This is a genomic window from Streptomyces sp. GMY02, assembly GCF_019056675.1.
GTDB classification, from domain to species: domain Bacteria; phylum Actinomycetota; class Actinomycetes; order Streptomycetales; family Streptomycetaceae; genus Streptomyces; species Streptomyces odonnellii.
Window position 1 is genome coordinate 4605001 of the sequence record NZ_CP077658.1, and the last position, 18414, is coordinate 4623414.

Below are 18414 nucleotides of genomic sequence, written 5' to 3' on the forward strand. Positions count from 1 at the left end.
GGTGCGGCTGGATCACCTCCTTTCTAAGGAGCATCTAGACCCCCAACGGGGTCCAGAGCCACTACGTCGGCAAGTGTCCGGCGGTGGTCAGCTCATGGGTGGAACGTTGACTATTCGGCACGATCGGGATTGTGGGTTCACTAGTACTGCTTCGGCGTGGAACGTGGGTCTGTGGTGCTGGTCGGGTCGGGCGCGCTGTTGGGTGTCTGAGGGTACGGGCCGTTGGTCTGTTTCTTCAGTGCCGGTCCCAGTGAACTCACTGTTCAGCAGTGGGGTGGTGGGTGGCTGGTCGTTGTTTGAGAACTGCACAGTGGACGCGAGCATCTGTGGCCAAGTTTTTAAGGGCGCACGGTGGATGCCTTGGTACCAGGAACCGATGAAGGACGTGGGAGGCCGCGATAGGCCCCGGGGAGCTGTCAACCGAGCTGTGATCCGGGGGTGTCCGAATGGGGAAACCCGGCAGTCGTCATGGGCTGTCACCCGCTGCTGAACACATAGGCAGTGTGGAGGGAACGAGGGGAAGTGAAACATCTCAGTACCCTCAGGAAGAGAAAACAACAGTGATTCCGGGAGTAGTGGCGAGCGAAACCGGATGAGGCCAAACCGTATGTGTGTGATACCCGGCAGGGGTTGCGCATGCGGGGTTGTGGGATCGCACTTCAATAGTCTGCCGGCTGTTGGGCGAGTGAGAAACCGTATGGGTAGGCGAAGGGCATGCGAAAGGCCCGGCGTAGAGGGTAAGACCCCCGTAGCTGAAATCTGTACGGCTCGCTTGTGTGATTCCCAAGTAGCACGGGGCCCGAGAAATCTCGTGTGAATCTGGCGGGACCACCCGCTAAGCCTAAATATTCCCTGGTGACCGATAGCGGATAGTACCGTGAGGGAATGGTGAAAAGTACCGCGGGAGCGGAGTGAAATAGTACCTGAAACCGTGTGCCTACAAGCCGTGGGAGCGTCGCACAGGACTTGTTCTTGTGTCGTGACTGCGTGCCTTTTGAAGAATGAGCCTGCGAGTTTGCGGTGTGTTGCGAGGTTAACCCGTGTGGGGGAGCCGTAGCGAAAGCGAGTCCGAATAGGGCGTTTTAGTAGCGCGCTCAAGACCCGAAGCGGAGTGATCTAGCCATGGGCAGGTTGAAGCGGCTGTAAGAGGTCGTGGAGGACCGAACCCACCAGGGTTGAAAACCTGGGGGATGACCTGTGGTTAGGGGTGAAAGGCCAATCAAACTCCGTGATAGCTGGTTCTCCCCGAAATGCATTTAGGTGCAGCGTCGTGTGTTTCTTGCCGGAGGTAGAGCACTGGATAGGCGATGGGCCCTACCGGGTTACTGACCTTAGCCAAACTCCGAATGCCGGTAAGTGAGAGCGCGGCAGTGAGACTGTGGGGGATAAGCTCCATGGTCGAGAGGGAAACAGCCCAGAGCATCGACTAAGGCCCCTAAGCGTATGCTAAGTGGGAAAGGATGTGGAGTCGCAGAGACAACCAGGAGGTTGGCTTAGAAGCAGCCATCCTTGAAAGAGTGCGTAATAGCTCACTGGTCAAGTGATTCCGCGCCGACAATGTAGCGGGGCTCAAGCATACCGCCGAAGTCGTGTCATTGCAGCATGAGGGCCAACGCCCGCTGTGATGGGTAGGGGAGCGTCGTGTGCCGGGTGAAGCCGCGCCGGAAGGCAGTGGTGGATGGTTCACGAGTGAGAATGCAGGCATGAGTAGCGATTCACACGTGGGAAACGTGTGCGCCGATTGACTAAGGGTTCCTGGGTCAAGCTGATCTGCCCAGGGTAAGTCGGGACCTAAGGCGAGGCCGACAGGCGTAGTCGATGGACAACCGGTTGATATTCCGGTACCCGCTTTGAAACGCCCAGTATCGAATCAGACGATGCTTAGACCGTGAAGCCGCCCTGATCTCTTCGGAGTTGAGGGGAGTGGTGGAGCCGTCGGACCAGATCTGTAGTAGGTAAGTGATGGGGTGACGCAGGAAGGTAGTCCAGCCCGGGCGGTGGTTGTCCCGGGGTAAGGGTGTAGGGCGTTGTGCAGGTAAATCCGTGCAACATAAGTCTGAGACCTGATGCCGAGCCGATTGTGGTGAAGTGGATGATCCTATGCTGTCGAGAAAAGCCTCTAGCGAGTTTCATGGCGGCCCGTACCCTAAACCGACTCAGGTGGTCTGGTAGAGAATACCGAGGCGTTCGGGTGAACTATGGTTAAGGAACTCGGCAAAATGCCCCCGTAACTTCGGGAGAAGGGGGGCCACACCAGGTGATGGCACTTGCTGCCGGTAGCTTGGGGTGGCCGCAGAGACCAGCGAGAAGCGACTGTTTACTAAAAACACAGGTCCGTGCGAAGCCGTAAGGCGATGTATACGGACTGACGCCTGCCCGGTGCTGGAACGTTAAGGGGACCGGTTAGCTCCATTTCGGTGGGGCGAGGCTGAGAACTTAAGCGCCAGTAAACGGCGGTGGTAACTATAACCATCCTAAGGTAGCGAAATTCCTTGTCGGGTAAGTTCCGACCTGCACGAATGGCGTAACGACTTCTCGACTGTCTCAACCATAGGCCCGGTGAAATTGCATTACGAGTAAAGATGCTCGTTTCGCGCAGCAGGACGGAAAGACCCCGGGACCTTTACTATAGTTTGATATTGGTGTTCGGTTCGGCTTGTGTAGGATAGGTGGGAGACTGTGAAGCGGCCACGCCAGTGGTTGTGGAGTCGTTGTTGAAATACCACTCTGGTCGTGCTGGATGTCTAACCTGGGTCCGTGATCCGGATCAGGGACAGTGTCTGATGGGTAGTTTAACTGGGGCGGTTGCCTCCTAAAGGGTAACGGAGGCGCCCAAAGGTTCCCTCAGCCTGGTTGGTAATCAGGTGTTGAGTGTAAGTGCACAAGGGAGCTTGACTGTGAGACCGACGGGTCGAGCAGGGACGAAAGTCGGGACTAGTGATCCGGCGGTGGCTTGTGGAAGCGCCGTCGCTCAACGGATAAAAGGTACCCCGGGGATAACAGGCTGATCTTCCCCAAGAGTCCATATCGACGGGATGGTTTGGCACCTCGATGTCGGCTCGTCGCATCCTGGGGCTGGAGTCGGTCCCAAGGGTTGGGCTGTTCGCCCATTAAAGCGGTACGCGAGCTGGGTTTAGAACGTCGTGAGACAGTTCGGTCCCTATCCGCTGTGCGCGTAGGAGTCTTGAGAAGGGCTGTCCCTAGTACGAGAGGACCGGGACGGACGAACCTCTGGTGTGCCAGTTGTTCTGCCAAGGGCATGGCTGGTTGGCTACGTTCGGGAGGGATAACCGCTGAAAGCATCTAAGCGGGAAGCCTGCTTCGAGATGAGGACTCCCACCCCCTGGAGGGGGTAAGGCTCCCAGTAGACGACTGGGTTGATAGGCCGGATATGGAAGCCAGGTGACTGGTGGAGTTGACCGGTACTAATAGGCCGAGGGCTTGTCCTCAGTTGCTCGCGTCCACTGTGTTAGTTCTGAGACCACGAACAGCCGTGACTTCTTCCGGCGGGTTGGTTTCGTAGTGTTTCGGTGGTTATAGCGTAAGGGAAACGCCCGGTTACATTCCGAACCCGGAAGCTAAGCCTTACAGCGCCGATGGTACTGCAGGGGGGACCCTGTGGGAGAGTAGGACGCCGCCGAACAAACTTTATGAGAAATGCCCTGTACCAGAGGTTTTGGTACAGGGCATTTCTGCGTTCAAAATCGCCTTGCGAGCGGAGACGCCTGCGCGGAGTATCGGTGCATGAAGCATGTGATACGCGCCGTACGGCCCGACGAGTGGGCCAAGGTCAAGGAGCTCCGGCTGCTCGCCCTCCAGGACTCGGCCGCACCGGTCGCGTTTCTGGAGACGTACGAGCAGGGCCTCGCACACCCCGACTCGTACTGGCAGGAGCGAGCCGCGGGCTCGGCGCCCCGGTACGGGAGCAGATCGGGCCAGTTCATCGCCGAGGCCCCGGACGGCAGTTGGTCCGGCTCGGTGGCCATGCTGGTCGAGGAGGCCGGCAGCATCGACTTCTTCGGGGCCACCATCGCCCAGGCCCAGGGGCATCTTGTCGGCGTCTATGTACGCCCCGAGCAGCGCGGCAGTGGGCTGATCGGGGCCCTGGTCGGGGAGGCGCTCGACTGGGCCTGGGCGCAGGAGAAGCCGCGGCTGGCCCGCGTACGGCTCTATGTCCACGAAGAGAATCCCCGGGCGCGGGCCGCGTACCTCAAGCTCGGCTTCGTACCCACCGGGACGGTCGTACCGTTCGAGCAGGATCCGCTTGCCAAGGAACTGGAGCTGGCGATCGAGCGCCCCTGACGGGCATGCGGATCACGTTCCGTCCGACAGGGCCTGGAGATCGGCGTGAGGCCAGCGGTCCTTGCCCTGCTGGCGTGAGCGGAGCAGGACCAGGGCGGGCAGTCCCTGGTCCTGGCCGGCGGCCAGCAGCTCCGGGAGCTGGGGGAGCGGGGCCACGGCGGCGACATCGTCGAGGACGAGTGTCATTGGTGGGTCGAGCCGACCGTCAGATGACCGTGCGGCCATGCGGCGGCCGTGCTCGACCACGCTTGAGGTGAGTGCGGTGAGCAGCGGCATCGCACCCGGGCGGGAGCGCGGATCTTCGATCGGCTCACCCACCACATAGAGAGTGCCCCCCTCGTTCACAAAAGAATCCAGGGCGAGCGCATCGGTTCTGTTGGGTGTGCAGGCGTCGCGGATATGGACCGAGGAGAGGGCCGCGAGCGTACGGGCCGTCAACTGCTGGGCCACTTCCCGGCGTTCGGGATGGGCGGTGAGTGCGGACTCCAGCAGGCCCGCGAGGCCCGAGGCGGCCTTGGGGTGCGTGCGGAGTATCCGTACGGCTTCGTGGGCGCTGCCGCCCTGGGCCCAGCGGTGCACCTGTTTGAACGGCCGTCCGTCCACGGCCGCGGCGTGCAGCCAGCATCGGAGGAGTGTTTCGGCCGTGTCGGCCATGGCGGCGTCGAGCAGGGCGTGCGGGCGTACGGGGGTGAGCAGCGCGGCCGCGCGGGCCGCGGCGGTGGCGGGGTCCTCGCAGCCGGCGGTGGGCGACCAGTGCATACGGGCCGGGGTGTCGCAGAGGTGGCCGGGGTCGTACAGCAGCACCGGGCCGAGCTTGGCGCGCGCGTCCTTGGTCTCGGCCCAGACGGTCGGGTCGGAGGTGACGACCAGCGCCGGGCCCTCGGCGTCGAGGATGGCCTGGACTGCGGTGGGGCGGCGGGTGAGGGGATCGCCGTACCGTACGGACGGTTCGGTACGGGGAGCGGGGACAGCGGCGAAGGCGACGGCCGGCGGGGGCGTGGGCGCGGTGGCGACGGGTGGTACGGAGACGGGCTCGGGCGGTGCCGGTGCAGTTGCCTGAGCCGCTGCCGTCGTGACGGACGGCTGCAAGCCGGGGGTCGGGCCTGCCATGGCCGCGACGCCCGGTCCGGTGTCCTCGCCCCCGCTCTCCCTCTCCCCGCTCCTGGCGGCCTCGTTCATGGGCCCCTTGCTGAGCATGTCGCGGGTTCCGGCCGCCCGTTCACGGTGCGCGTGGTGCAGTTCGCGGCGGCGTGCTCGTACCACTCGGTAGCGCGCCGCCACCCCCAGGACGAACACGGCGAGGACGGTCAGCACCATGAGCTGGCTTATCAGCAGGCCCCAGAACAGTCCGTACCCGGAGAGCTGGTCCGGCGGGGTGTCGGGCCAGGCGCCCGCCACATCGTGCGGCGCGGCCAGAAGCTGACGCATCGCCAAGGGCGTACGGGCGTACGTGACCGCCTCCGGCCAGGCGCCGTGCGTGAACAGGCCGGCCAGGCCTGTGGCCGTCCAGACCAGCAGGGACAGGCCCAGGACAAAGCCGAGCAGGCCCACCAGCAGCCCGTCGGGGACGCCGCCGCGGGTCTGGCCGCGGTCGCCCCCGTCGTACACCGGACCCCGGCCCTGGCCGTCGTGGTGGTGCGGCATGTCATGCCACCGTCGACTCGGAGGACTCGTTGAACTGCCGTTGCCGCTCAAGGAGGATCGCGCGCTGCTCCGCTTCCCACTCCGCGGCCTGCATGTCCGCGGGCAGTCCGGCGGCCAGCGCCTCGGCGGTGTCGGCGGCGTCCGATGCCGCGGAGTTCTCGGTCATGGCGCGGTCGGTGAAGACCAGCGGCCGTTCGGCCTCGGTGACCAGGTGTTTGACCACCTGGACATTGCCGTTGACGTCCCAGACCGCGATACCGGGGGTGAGGGTCGGGATGATCTCCACGGCCCAGCGGGGCAGTCCGAGGACCCGGCCGGTCGCGCGTGCCTCGTCGGCCTTCTGGGCGTAGATCGTGCGGGTCGAGGCCATCTTGAGGATGGCCGCGGCCTCGCGGGCCGCCGCGCCGTCCACGACGTCCGAGAGGTGGTGGACCACCGCCACGAAGGACAGGCCGAGCCGGCGGCCGAACTTGAGGAGGCGCTGGAAGAGCTGGGCGACGAAGGGCGAGTTGATGATGTGCCAGGCCTCCTCGACCAGGAAGATGCGCTTCCTGCGGTCGGGGCGGATCCAGGTGTGCTCCAGCCAGACGCCGACGATCGCCATCAGGATCGGCATCGCGATCGAGTTGCGGTCGATGTGCGAGAGGTCGAAGACGATCAGGGGGCGTCGAGGTCGATCCCGACGGTGGTCGGGCCGTCGAACATGCCCCGGAGGTCACCGTCGACGAGCCGGTCCAGGACCAGCGCCACGTCCAGGCCCCAGGCCCGTACGTCGTCCAGGTCGACATTCATGGCCTCGGCCGACTCGGGCTCGGGGTGGCGCAGTTGCTCGACGATGTCCATCAGGACGGGCTGGCGCTGCACGATGGTCTCGTTGACATAGGCGTGGGCGACCTTCAGCGCGAAGCCGGAGCGCTCGTCGAGGCCGTGTCCCATGGCGACTTCGATGATCGTACGCAGCAGGGCGAGCTGGCCGGTCGTGGTGATCGACGGATCGAGGGGGTTGAGCCTGATGCCGCCGTCGAGCGCGGCCATCGGGTCCAGCCGGATGGGAGTTATCCCCAGCTCCTGGGCGATCAGGTTCCACTCGCCGACGCCGTCCTCGCCCTGGGCGTCCAGGACGACCACCTGGCGGTCGCGGAAGCGCAGTTGGCGCAGGACGTAGGTCTTCTCCAGCGCCGACTTGCCGTTGCCGGACTCGCCGAGGACCAGCCAGTGGGGGGCGGGGAGCTGCTGGCCGTAGAGCTGGAAGGGGTCGTAGATATAGCCCTTGCCGCTGTAGACCTCACGGCCGATGATCACGCCCGAGTCGCCGAGGCCGGGGGCCGCGGTGGGCAGATAGACGGCCTGGGCCTGGCCCGTCGACGTACGGACGGGCAGCCTGGTCGTCTCCACCTTCCCGAAGAGGAAGCTGGTGAAGGCATCCGTGAGGACGGAGAGCGGATCTCGCACCACAGGCCCCTTTCTCGGCGCGGTGGCTGGCTGGGCTGGCGGGTGGTGCTAGCGGCGGATGCCCGTCGCGAACGGCAGGGTGTTCACAAACGCGCGGTGATGCTCGCGGTCGCACCACTCCAGCTTCAGATACGACTTGCCCGCCGAGGCTCTGATCGTCCGCTTGTCCCTGGCCAGTGCCTCGGGCGTCCTGGACGACACTGTGATGTACCCGACGAGATTGACTCCCGCTGCCCCGCTGGCGAGATCTTCACCCCGCTGGTCGAGCCGTCCGTGCGCGGCGATGTCGCGCGGGTCGACGGTCCTGTTCATCTTGGCGGCGCGGCTGGCCTCCGCCTCGTCGTTGGTCTTCTCGGTCAGCATCCGCTCGATCGCGATCTCGGTCGGTTCGAGGTCCATGGTGACGGAGACCGTACGGATCACATCGGGGGTGTGGACGAGCAGCGGCGCCAGGAAGTTCACCCCGACCGGGGTCATGGGCCATTCCTTGACCCAGGCGGTGGAGTGGCACCAGGGCGCGCGGGTCGACGACTCACGGGTCTTGGCCTGCAGATACGTCGGTTCCATCGCGTCCAGCTCGGCCGGCCAGGCGTTTCGTTTCGTCATGGCCTGGATGTGGTCGATGGGGTGGTCGGGGTCGTACATGGAGTGGACGAGGGAGGCGAGCCGGCTCTGGCCGAGGGGCTGCCGTACCCGGATGTCCGCCTCGGCGAGCCGGGCGCAGATGTCGGTCAGCTCACGGGCCATGACGACGGCGAGGCCCGCGTCCCGGTCGAGCCGCCTGGCGCCGGAGGCCTGGCGGGCGGCACGGGCCATGGCCTGGCCCTCCGCGGCCAGTTCACGGGTGTAGTGCATGCAGGCGACGAGATAGGCGCGGTGCTGCTCGCTGGAGGTGGAGACCATCGACTGGAGCTGGTCGTACGACTCCTGGAGCCATTCGGGGGCGGAGACGTCACCGCGCTGGGCGACGTCCTTGGCGTGCGCGTCGGGGTCGGCGGGCAGCGTACGGGCGAGCATCTGGAGCCGGGTGACAAAGCCGTCCCCGTTGGCGACATGCTTCAGGAGCGTGCCGAAGCGGTCGACGAGGGCCTCCTGGTCCTCGCTGTCGCGCAGGCCGACGCCGGGGCCCTCGATCTCGATGGCGGCGGTGACGGTGCGGCGGTCGGCGTGCAGGAGTACGGCGATCTCGTCGGGGCCGAAGGGCGCGGCCAGCCAGTTGATCCGGCCGATGCCGGGGGGCGGGCCGATCTCGACCTCGCGGCCGTCGATGCTGGTGCCGGCCTCCATGGCGCCCGAGCGGTAGACCGTACCGGCGCGGAGGGTGCGCTTGAAGCTGCGGTTGATCTCGTACCACTTGTAGAACGTGCGGTGTTTGTACGGTACGTAGACGGCGGTCAGCGCGAGGAGCGGGAAGCCGGCGAGGGTCACGATGCGCACCGGCAGGACGGGCACGAGGAGCCCGCACATCATGCCGACGAACGCGCCGGCGACGATCAGGGCGATCTCGCCGGTCTCGCGGTTCTTGCCGACGATCGCGTTCGGCCGGGCGCGGCCGATGAGATACGTACGGCGGGGCGCGATCGCGTGGGACTGGGTCGTCAACGCCCTCCACCTCCAGTGCTGTTGTTACCGGTTCCGGTTCCTCCGAGGCCTGTGCCGCGTGAGCTGTGGGGGCCGCTGGTGGGGCCGCCGCTGCGGGGCGGGGGCGCGGCGGGGATTCCGCCGCCGGCTCCGCCGCCCGTACCTCCGCCTGTGCCGCTTATGCCGCCGCCCGAGGGGCGGGCGCTGTGTGCGGCGACGCCTCCGGAGACGGGGTTGGCGGGCCGGCCGCCCGAGCCGCCGCTGTTGCCCTGCTGCTGGTGGTTGCGGCTGCTGTGGGTCTTGATGCCCTGGGAGACGAGCGCGGCGGGCGAGCTGATGAGGGCGGCGGCCTGCGAACCGTCCGTGGCCTGCTTCCTGTTGGTGCGGGACGAGGCGATCTCGTCGCCGAAGCCGGGCACGAAGCGGTAGATCATCGCGGAGGCGAAGATCGCGAGCAGGATGATGGCGAGGCCGGAGACGACGGCGGAGAAGGCGTCGGGGCCGTCGTCGGCGGAGAGCGCGCCCGCGAGGCCGAGGACGATCACGATCACGGGTTTGACCAGGATGACGGCGATCATGATGCCGGCCCAGCGGCGGACATGGCCCCACATGTTCTTGTCGACGAGCCCGGCGTACACGACGGTGCCGAGCAGGGCGCCCACGTACAGCAGCGCGGCTCTGATGACCAGTTCCAGCCAGAGGATGCCGGCGGCGAGGATCGACACGAGGGCGACGACGATCAGCATGATCGGGCCGCCGCCGATGTCGTCGCCCTTCTTGAGGGCCTCGGCGAAGCCGCCGAAGAAGACATCGGTCTGGCCGCCGGTGGAGGTGGAGATGACCTCGGTGACGCCGTCGGTCGCGGAGACGACCGTATAGAGGATGAGCGGGGTGAAGGCGGAGGCGAGGACGGTCAGCCAGAGGAAGCCGATGGCCTCGGAGAGTGCGGTGGTGAGGGGGACGCCGCGGATGGCGCGCTTGGCGACGGCGAGGAGCCAGATGACGAGGGTGAGGACGGTGGAGGCGGCGAAGATGACGGCGTACTGACGGAGGAAGGCGGCGTTGGTGAAGTCGACATTGGCGGTCGCCTTGACGGCGTCACTGAGCTTCCCGACGATCCACGCGGCGGCGTCGGCGCAGCCACGGGCGAGGGAGGAGAGGGGGTCGAGGGCGCTGGCGGGGTCGGAGACACCGCCGGAACGCGGGGCGCCCGCGGCCTTCTCACCGTCCTCGCAGTACTCCTTGGCCCGGCCAACGATCAGATCACAGACGTTGTCGCTCGCGGCGGGCGAGGGGCTGGCACCGGGTGAGGCGCCGTCGGTGGGCGTAGGCGTCGGAGTGGGCGCGGCGGAGGCGCGCGCGGCCAGGGCGAGGACCAGCGCCGAGGCGCCCGCCAGGGTCGCGGCGAGCGAGGACGCGCTGGGACGGCGGCTACCGGGCATAGGTGAAGCCTCCATATTCCTCAACGGCCTTGGCGATGTCGTCGGCGGTGGAGGCCCGGTTGTCGCCGGTGACCGGCGTGGGGCCGTCCGACTGGCTGGAAGAGGTGATCTTCCAGTCGCCGCCGGTCCATTTGAGCTGTGCGGTGATGGTGAACCAGGTTTCGGTCACCGGCTTGGTGGAGCCTTCGCCGGCCAGCCCCAGGAGGCCGGTCGACCAGACTTCGACGGTCGCCGTGTTCTCACCGGAACCGGTGACCTTGGTGCCGACGGGCACGGTTCTGGACACGAAGGTGAGGCCGGCGGGTGCGGAGCCGTCCGCGTTGAGACCGACGTTCTGGTAGAAGGCCGGTGAGTACGCCGTGTCGATGTCGGCCAGAAGGTCTTCGACGGTGGCGGGATCGTGCGTGGCGCGGATGATGTCCCGTCGGGAGGTCGCGTTGAACATCTCGGCGGAGCCCAGGGCCACCGCGTAGTTGGCCGCCGCGCTCGCCGCGCCCTGTTCGGTGTGGGGGAAGCCGGCCGGGATCGTGCCGTTCTTGCCCGTCACCGGCTTGACGCCCGATGCCGCCGTCGGCTCCGCGCCCGCGCCGCCGCCCGTGCTCCCGGCGCCTTCGGCGCCGCCCTTGTCCCCGCCGCGGTTCGCGAACGCGATGGCCGCGATGAGGAGGACGACGACGCCCACCACGGTGATGAGGGAGCGCGAGCTGCGGGCCGGGCGGCGGGGGCCGCCGCCGTACAGATCGCCGCTTCTGCCGTCGGGCAGGCGCGTACGCGTCTGGCCCGTACCGCCGAAGCCGTCGTCCGTACGGCCCGGGCCGTCGCCGTAGCCGTGCTCGTCGCCGTAGCTCATGCCGTGTACGCCCCCTCAGCCGTGTTCGGGTCCTTGTGGTCCGTGCGGTCCGCGCAGTCCGTGTCTGCGTAGTACGTGCAGTCCGTGCAGTACGACGGTAGCCGTGCTGGTTGCCGCGCGGGCGCGGTGTGGTGACTCGACATCAGGGAGACGCAACCTCAGCCGGTGGGTGCGACGGACGGGTGGTGTTGAGGGTGGTCCGGGCACGCCCGGTACGGACTGACGACAACGGTGAGGATGGCGGGGCGACAGGGGCCGGGGCCCGGGCCGGGGACGTGGGGATGGTCGCCGCTAGACGGCCATTCCGTAGACGATGGTGAAAAGCGTGCCCAGCGAGCCGATGATGAAGACTCCGGTCAGTCCGGCGACGATCAGGCCCTTGCCCTGCTCCGCGCTGAACGTGTCCCTGAGCGCCGTCGCTCCGATCCGCTGTTTGGCCGCGCCCCAGATCGCGATGCCGAGGCAGAGAAGGATGGCTACGGCCATCACGACCTCGATCATGACGCGGGCCTCGTTCCCCAGTGTCCCGAAAGGCCCCCAGTTCGGCGCGATGCCACCGATGATGGTGGTGATGTCGCCCTTCTCGGCCGCCAGGTACATGTAACTCACCGCCCCTGTTGGGTTGTTACGCCCACGCCCCCATGGCATGGGTCACGCTCTATCTTCGCTGATGGAACCGCTCTCGTATGCCGCTTGGCGGCTCTCTTTACCCGATCCCCGCACATATGACCGATCACACCCCGCTGAGCTGGCGTGGATCTGCCATGTGTGTCCGCGCATGGTTACTCTGTGTATCACGGAGCGTGACTCCGGGCAATGACTGTCGTTGTTACACCTTTACGGTCAGGGCCCCGGCGCGAGCGCCGCGGAGAGCCGGTACGGGCGCGGGGGCCGCCGTACCGGCGTGACCGGTGGGACCCATGGCGCGGGCGGGGCACCGTACGGGTGAACTTGGCGGTGCCGCACGGCTGTCGGGCCGGGCGGCCGATGGCCTCGGAATGCCTGGACCGCGGGTGGTTTCCCCGTACGTACGCGCTCCCGCGGCCTGTTGATGAGCGCGGCCGGCCCCTGCCCGGCTTTGGGACAGTGCCGTCCACATCGCGGTGAGGAACGCGGAAGAGGAAGAAGAGGAACAGGGGCGAGCGGCATGGCGGGGCACGCAGGGGACGCGGGGCATGCGGGGCACGCGGGGCACGCGGCGTATTCGGACGACTGGCGGCGCCTGATCGGGACGGCCGGCGGTGTACCGGCTCCGCGGGCCGGCGGGCTGCGGCACAGCGGTGGTCCCTGGACGGGGGCGGCGGGGACGGTGGAGTCGTTGCGTACGCACATGAGCCTGGTCCGGGGCGAGTTCGCCGCCGCGCACGAGGGGGCGGCGGCCGGTACGGAGGGCCTGGGCGCGGTGGCGGTGCTGGGGACGGTACGGACGTCGTGGGAGCGGCGGATCGAGTCGGTGATGGGGGAGTGCGCGGGGCTGGCGGTCAAGCTACGGGCGGTCGCGCGCGACCAGGGCGAGACGGAGACGGAGATCCGGTCGGCGCTGGTCTCGTTCGCCGCCGCGGGGGCCGTCGGCGGGGCGGGTGGCGGTGCGCGGTGAACGGGTTCGGCGGTGGCGCGCTGTGAATGGGTTCGGCGGCGGGGCCGCCGGGGGTTCCGGGGCGGGCGGGCCGGGCGGGGCTGGCGGGGTGCTGACCTGGGCGCGGCTGCGTGACCTGAAGTGCTCCGAGCTGGAGGCGGCGGCGGACGGCTGGGGCCGGGCCAGCAACCGTGCGGACGCCGCACGCGACCGTATCGACAAGCAGATCCTCGCGGGCCTTGAGACGACACAGGAGGGCGAGGCGGCGGACGCGGCGGTCGCGCGGCTGGGGGAGCTGAGCCGTAACTTCCAGTACGCGTACACGGAGTGCGGTCTGGTCCGTACGACGCTGAACAGCCTGGCCCAGGAGCTGAGGGTGCCTCAGCGGCGGCTGCGGGCGGCGCTGGACGACGCGGCGGGGCTGAAGTTCACGGTCCACGCGGACGGTTCGGTGGGCTATCCGCCGGCTGGCGAGGACCTGATCTCCCGGGAGAAGCTCCCGGGCGGCACGGCGGAGGGCACCACGCTGCCGCCCCTCCTGTCCCCGCGACCGCCGCTGGCACCGCCGAATCCGCTGGCGGAGAAGGCGCAGGAGATCGCGGACACGATCGCGCACGCGGTCGCCGAGGCACGCGCCGTCGACGCGCGCTACACCGCGACGCTGGTGAAGCTGACGGCGGAGGACGGGCTGCGGGTCACCGACGCGATGTGGTCGGACGCGAACGGGGACGCGCGGGTGGTGCGGGGGCTCGCGGACGAGTACTTACGGGACGCCATCCCCAGGGACAAGTCCCCGGCGGAGCGCAAGTCCTGGTGGGACGGCCTGACCCAGGAGCAGCGGGAGGAGTACCTGGCGGTCTACCCGGACGAGATCGGCAACCTGGACGGCATCCCGTCGGCGATCCGCGACGCGGCGAACCGGGACAACCTGTCGCTGCTGATCGGCGAACTGGAGGGGCGGGGGGAGGAGGGGCCGGGGACCAGGCTGGCGGGTTTGCGGGCGATCGACGAGCAGTTGCGGGCCGCCAGGGATCCGAATGTGCCGCCCATGTACCTGCTGGGTATCGGGAACCAGGGAAACGGCCGGGCCATCATCTCGTTCGGTGACCCGGACACGTCACGGAATGTATCAGCGTATGTGCCGGGTCTGGGGACCGCGTTGGACGAGGATTTCGCCAGAAATGACGTGCAGCGAGCGCGTGATACGGCGATCGGGGCACAGCGATATGACCCTTCATCCGCTTCGATTGTTTGGCTGGGATACGACGCCCCGCAGTTTTCTCTGACAGACATCTCGGGCGCTACGGATGTGATGTCGGCTGATCAGGCGAGGGCTGGGGCAACTTCGTACAACGAATTCATGTCGGGTATCTCGGCAACGAATCAGAACGCAGATCCGCATGTGACAGCCATTGGGCACTCATATGGGTCGCTCACCGTTGGCCAGGCCGCGCAGCGGGAGGGTGGTGTTCCGGGTGTCGATGAAATCGTTCTGCTTGGTAGCCCCGGAACCGGCGCGAAGTCCGCTGACGACTTGGGGGTGGGCAGGAGTCACGTGTTTGTCGGCGCTGCGGACAATGATCCGGTGACCGCGATGCCCGCCAAGATCGAGGCGCGTGGCATGGCTGCAGGCGCTGCCAGCGGAGCCGTGGTTGGAGGCGCGATGGCAGGCCCAGTCGGGGCTGCGGTCGGGGGGCTTGGAGGCGGCGCGGTTGCGTACCTTGCGCAAGACGCACAGGCGGACGATCGCGAGATCTGGTACGGGACGGATCCGGCGCACGAGGCTTTCGGTGCTCGGCGATTCCGCGTGGAGGACGGACCACGTCCGATCGGAGACGCCGGAGGCTTTGCCGCGCACTCCAGCTACTTCAACCCGAGAGTGGACGAGGAATCGGCCAGGAACATCGCGAAGATCGTCGCTGGGAGAGGCGACAGGATCAACACCCAGGAGCCCCGATGAGTTGGTCCCGGTGGATGACGGCACTATTCGCGGCGACCTGCTTAACAGCTTGTGGTGCTTCGGAGATGCAAGGAAAGGGTGGCGGTATGAGTCCTGCGATGAATATGCAGGGAGGCGCTGAGAAGGCGGACTTCATCATTCTCGACACCCTCTCGGCAGTACAGCCACCAGTGGAATGGGTTCATGACGCTGCGACGGAGATTTCTTGCAACGACTTCAAGAACGATGCCACGGGCACCGGGTCCGCCACTCGGCGTGCGGCAGTTACGACCAAAGTTTCGGCTGTTCGGCGAGGCAGCCTGCTCGGGTTGGTCGAGCGGCACTGGAAGAAACGCGGCTACGAGATCACCAGCGTGGACGCCGACGAGGAGCTTCCTGTTATTTACGCGGCAACTCCGGACGATTTCCGGATGAGCCTGGCGGTGGGACACAAGGGACAGTTCTTCCTGAGCGTGACCACACCTTGTCTCGGCGAGTCTGCGGTTCTGCCTCCAGCGACCAAGCCCAACGGCCCCGACTACAGCGGCGGCCCCATCCCGCGGCCCGACGTGCACGACAGCTTCTGGTCATCCCCCGGGGGACTTTCCGCGGGGGTTGGTGGTACTGCCTGAAAGCGGGGTGGCGCGCCTAGACTGGGGGGACTGGCGGCCCTGACGCGGAGGGTGTTTGACGGTGCGTAAGGCGTGGCTCGGCGTGGTCGCTGTCGGTGGTGTCGGGGTCGCATTCGTCGCGTTGCTCGTGGTGGGGACCTATTCCGCCGCCGCCGGGCTCGTCGGGGGCGGGCGTGCCGTCGGGCTTGCCAAGGGCGCCGTGCCCGCCGCGTATCAGCCGCTCGTGCAGAAGTGGGGCACGTACTGTCCCGCCATCAACCCCGCCCTGCTCGCCGCGCAGTTGTACCAGGAGAGCGGCTGGAACCCCAGCGCCCAGAGCCCCGCCGACGCCCGGGGTATCGGGCAGTTCATCCCCGGGACCTGGCAGTCGCACGGGATAGACGGGGACGGCGACGGGGACCGGGACATTTGGGATCCCGCGGACGCGATTCCCTCCGCCGCCTCGTACGACTGTGAATTGGCCGGATACGTCAAGGACGTGCCCGGGGATCCGACCGACAACATGCTCGCGGCGTACAACGCCGGGGCGTACGCGGTGATCAAGTACGGGGGTGTGCCGCCGTACCGGGAGACACAGAACTACGTCAAGATCATCCGGACGCTGGAGAAGAGCTTCGCCCGGCCGGTCGGGCGGGTCGCGCCGTCGCAGCAGGCCGCCGCGGCGATCCACTTCGCGCAGGGGAGGCTCGGTACGGAGTACCTCTGGGGCGGGAACGGTACGCCGGAGCAGGGCGGGCGGTTCGACTGTTCCGGGCTGACGCAGGCGGCGTACCGGACCGTGGGGATCGAGCTGCCGCGCGTCGCCAACGACCAGTACAACGCGGGTCAGCATCCCTCACGGGACGAGCTGCTCCCCGGCGATCTCGTCTTCTTCTCGGACGATCTGACGAACTCGCGCGCGATCCGGCACGTGGGGCTCTATGTGGGCGGCGGGTACATGATCAACGCGCCGTACACCGGGGCCGTGATCCGGTTCGACAAGATCGACACCCCGGACTACTTTGGTGCCACCCGGGTCACCGAGGACGGTGCGAAGTCTCTGCCGACCGATCTCCCGGCGAGCCGCCCCAACGCCTGAGGGGCGGGTCCCGGAGCTGAGGGGCGGGCCCCGGGGGCGGGTTCCGGGTTCGGGGCGCTGGGTCCCCGGTGGGCCTCCTGCCCTCGTTCATGGCCGGAACTCTCCCTCGTACCAGCCGGTAGCAGCCGTCTGAACTGGGACGACGTGTCACTCTTCGATAACGTCATGGTGATCGTTCGGTGGAGAGCGGAACGCTGACGGTGAGCAGGCCGTTCCCTGGACGGAGTCGCGGTATTGATCACGCGGCATGTTCCGTACCGACCACGGGGGTTGGTAGAGGCAGCGCGCACCGAGATGCGGCTTGCCGGGTGACAAGGCAAGGGGCCGCTCAGATGGCTGGACTCGTACTGGATGGGTCGAACCCCGATGTCAGCCTGCTCTATGACATCAACGGACTCGCCAAGGACGCTCCCTCGTGGTTCGACCGCGTCATGGAGTTCGTCGGCGAGTACGGGATCATGGTCGCGCTGGTGCTCATCCTGGCCGGCTGCTGGTGGAGCGTACGGGGGCGCGGGTCCGCTGAGGACTCCGTCACCGCCGTCGTCGGGCTGCTCTGGGCGCCGCTGGCCGCCGCGATCGCGCTGCTGGTCAATATCCCCATCCGGGGTTTCGTGGAGCGGCCGAGACCGTTCGTGGATCACAAGGGACTGGATGTCCTGGTGGCGGGGAAGACGGACTACTCGTTCGTCAGCGACCACGCGACCATGGCCATGGCGCTCGGCGCCGGGATCTTCATCGCGCACCGCAGGTTCGGGCTGGCCGCGATAGCGCTGGCGCTGCTGGAAGGCTTCTGCCGGGTCTATATGGGGGTCCATTACCCGACCGATGTGATCGGCGGGTTCGCGCTCGGTACGGCGGTCGCCCTGCTGCTCACCCCGCTCGCGCTGGCGCTGCTCACGCCGCTGGTGTCCGCGGTGTCCCGTTCGCAGCGGATGGCCTGGGCCGTACGGTCACGGGCCGCGCGTGAGGCGGACCGCCTGGCGGATTACGGGGCGGTGGGCGGGACACGGCCGCTCGGGCTGCCGGAGCCGCGCCCCGACGACAACAATCTGGCGGCGTGACGCGGTTGATCTCTGCCGGGTCCCGCCCCAGTGGGCGGTTCGTCCTCCACCGTCGGACGGGCTTGGACGGGGTGATCTGCCCCGCCGGCCTGGCTGAAAATCGCCGTCAGCGCGAGGCCACCGCGCTCACCACCACGTTCGAATCCCAGTGGCCCTGGGCGTTGATGACCCCGCCGCAGGTGATCAGGCGTAGTTGCGAGTTCGGTACGGGTCCGTAGACCAGCTTCGTCGGGAAGCTCTTCGTCGGGTACGTGCTGACGGAGGTCACACGGAAGGGCAGCCGCCGCCCGTCCCCCTGCTCCGTCTCGACCAGATCGCCGGGCCGCAGCCGGCCGAGCTTGGCGAAGGCGGCGTTCTTGATGGTGTCGCGGCCGTTGCGCGCCGCGACGCTGCCGGGGTTGGCCGGGGCGTCCCGGTGCCCGACCAGGACGGCCGGGCCGATGTCGCCGGGGCGCGGCCCCAGCGCGTACCAGCCCACCTTCATCGCGTCCCGGAAACCCGGCGGGTTCAGCGAGCCCTTGTCGTCCACGCCGAGCGGCAGGACGTCCACGGCCAGCCCGAGGACGGGTATGCGCAGGCGTACGGGGGCGGTGGGCGGGTCGGTGACCTTGATCAGGCGGGGTTCGGCGGCGTCCACCGGCGGCGCGGCCCGCTGCGGGAACAGATGCAGCAGTACGGCGGCCACGGCGCACAGGACCGAGGCGGCGAACAGGACCTTGACCGTTCCGTTCGCCGCGCTCGTACGCGTACCACGCGCTCGGCGTGCCCGGAGCGACGCGCGTGCCTCACGCGCCCGCTCCGGTATGCGTGTCATGCGTGTCCTGTGCGCCGTACGGTCCTGGCCGGCCGGCCCCGCC

12 protein-coding genes, 3 rRNA genes and 1 pseudogene (1 of these 16 only partly in view) are annotated in these 18414 nt (G+C 67.5%); 9 read left to right on the forward strand and 7 right to left on the reverse strand.

The window, feature by feature from the left end; genetic code table 11:
• From KQY30_RS19355 to KQY30_RS19370, 4 genes are all read left to right on the forward strand, one after another.
• Positions 1-23: ribosomal RNA gene (locus KQY30_RS19355) — 16S ribosomal RNA — on the forward strand; it begins 1503 nt to the left of the window's first position.
• A gap of 305 nt (positions 24-328) precedes the next feature.
• Positions 329-3449, forward strand: a 23S ribosomal RNA gene (locus tag KQY30_RS19360).
• A gap of 77 nt (positions 3450-3526) precedes the next feature.
• Positions 3527-3643, forward strand: a 5S ribosomal RNA gene (rrf, locus tag KQY30_RS19365).
• Together the 16S, 23S and 5S rRNA genes form the textbook arrangement of a ribosomal RNA operon.
• A 101-nt stretch (positions 3644-3744) precedes the next feature.
• Entirely contained in the window at positions 3745-4302 is a 558-nt protein-coding gene (locus KQY30_RS19370) for a GNAT family N-acetyltransferase (protein ID WP_217307908.1), read from the forward strand.
• Between the two features lie 12 nt (positions 4303-4314).
• Here KQY30_RS19370 and KQY30_RS19375 read toward each other — a convergent pair whose 3' ends face one another.
• The 6 genes and pseudogenes from KQY30_RS19375 to KQY30_RS19400 all read right to left on the reverse strand — a co-directional run bounded on the left by KQY30_RS19375 (position 4315) and on the right by KQY30_RS19400 (position 11871).
• A complete protein-coding gene (locus KQY30_RS19375) occupies positions 4315-5946 on the reverse strand; it encodes a type IV secretory system conjugative DNA transfer family protein (RefSeq protein ID WP_217307909.1) in 1632 nt (543 codons plus the stop codon).
• A gap of 1 nt (position 5947) precedes the next feature.
• Positions 5948-7398 (reverse strand): annotated as a pseudogene (locus KQY30_RS19380) (ATP-binding protein).
• Positions 7399-7446: 48 nt separating this feature from the next.
• Positions 7447-9000 carry an SCO6880 family protein gene (locus tag KQY30_RS19385; protein WP_217307910.1) on the reverse strand — a complete coding sequence of 518 codons (1554 nt, stop codon included), beginning with the start codon at positions 8998-9000 and terminating at the stop codon, positions 7447-7449.
• Entirely contained in the window at positions 8997-10421 is a 1425-nt protein-coding gene (locus tag KQY30_RS19390) for a hypothetical protein (RefSeq protein ID WP_217307911.1), read from the reverse strand. The genes KQY30_RS19385 and KQY30_RS19390 overlap by 4 nt, the downstream gene beginning before the upstream one ends.
• A complete protein-coding gene (locus KQY30_RS19395; protein WP_217307912.1) occupies positions 10411-11271 on the reverse strand; it encodes a hypothetical protein in 861 nt (286 codons plus the stop codon). The genes KQY30_RS19390 and KQY30_RS19395 overlap by 11 nt, the downstream gene beginning before the upstream one ends.
• A 291-nt stretch (positions 11272-11562) precedes the next feature.
• Positions 11563-11871, reverse strand: coding sequence for a hypothetical protein (locus KQY30_RS19400; protein ID WP_003985768.1), 309 nt, complete (start codon positions 11869-11871; stop codon positions 11563-11565).
• A 547-nt stretch (positions 11872-12418) separates the two neighbouring features.
• Between KQY30_RS19400 and KQY30_RS19405 the strand changes: the two genes are divergently transcribed.
• The 5 genes from KQY30_RS19405 to KQY30_RS19425 all read left to right on the forward strand — a co-directional run bounded on the left by KQY30_RS19405 (position 12419) and on the right by KQY30_RS19425 (position 17557).
• Complete coding sequence (locus KQY30_RS19405) at positions 12419-12868, forward strand: hypothetical protein (protein ID WP_254407219.1); 450 nt, start codon at positions 12419-12421, stop codon at positions 12866-12868.
• An 88-nt stretch (positions 12869-12956) separates the two neighbouring features.
• A complete protein-coding gene (locus KQY30_RS19410) occupies positions 12957-14807 on the forward strand; it encodes an alpha/beta hydrolase (RefSeq protein WP_254407220.1) in 1851 nt (616 codons plus the stop codon).
• An 86-nt stretch (positions 14808-14893) separates the two neighbouring features.
• Positions 14894-15418 (forward strand): hypothetical protein, encoded by a 525-nt coding sequence (locus KQY30_RS19415; protein WP_254407221.1) that lies wholly within the window; start codon positions 14894-14896, stop codon positions 15416-15418.
• A gap of 61 nt (positions 15419-15479) precedes the next feature.
• Positions 15480-16496, forward strand: coding sequence for a bifunctional lytic transglycosylase/C40 family peptidase (locus KQY30_RS19420; RefSeq protein WP_217311169.1), 1017 nt, complete (start codon positions 15480-15482; stop codon positions 16494-16496).
• Between the two features lie 332 nt (positions 16497-16828).
• The gene (locus KQY30_RS19425; protein WP_217307914.1) at positions 16829-17557 is read left to right on the forward strand and encodes a phosphatase PAP2 family protein; all 729 of its coding nucleotides are present in this window, start codon (positions 16829-16831) and stop codon (positions 17555-17557) included.
• Between the two features lie 106 nt (positions 17558-17663).
• Here the strand turns inward: KQY30_RS19425 and KQY30_RS19430 are convergent, their stop codons facing one another.
• Complete coding sequence (locus KQY30_RS19430; RefSeq protein ID WP_217307915.1) at positions 17664-18371, reverse strand: sortase; 708 nt, start codon at positions 18369-18371, stop codon at positions 17664-17666.
• Positions 18372-18414: the final 43 nt, after the last annotated feature.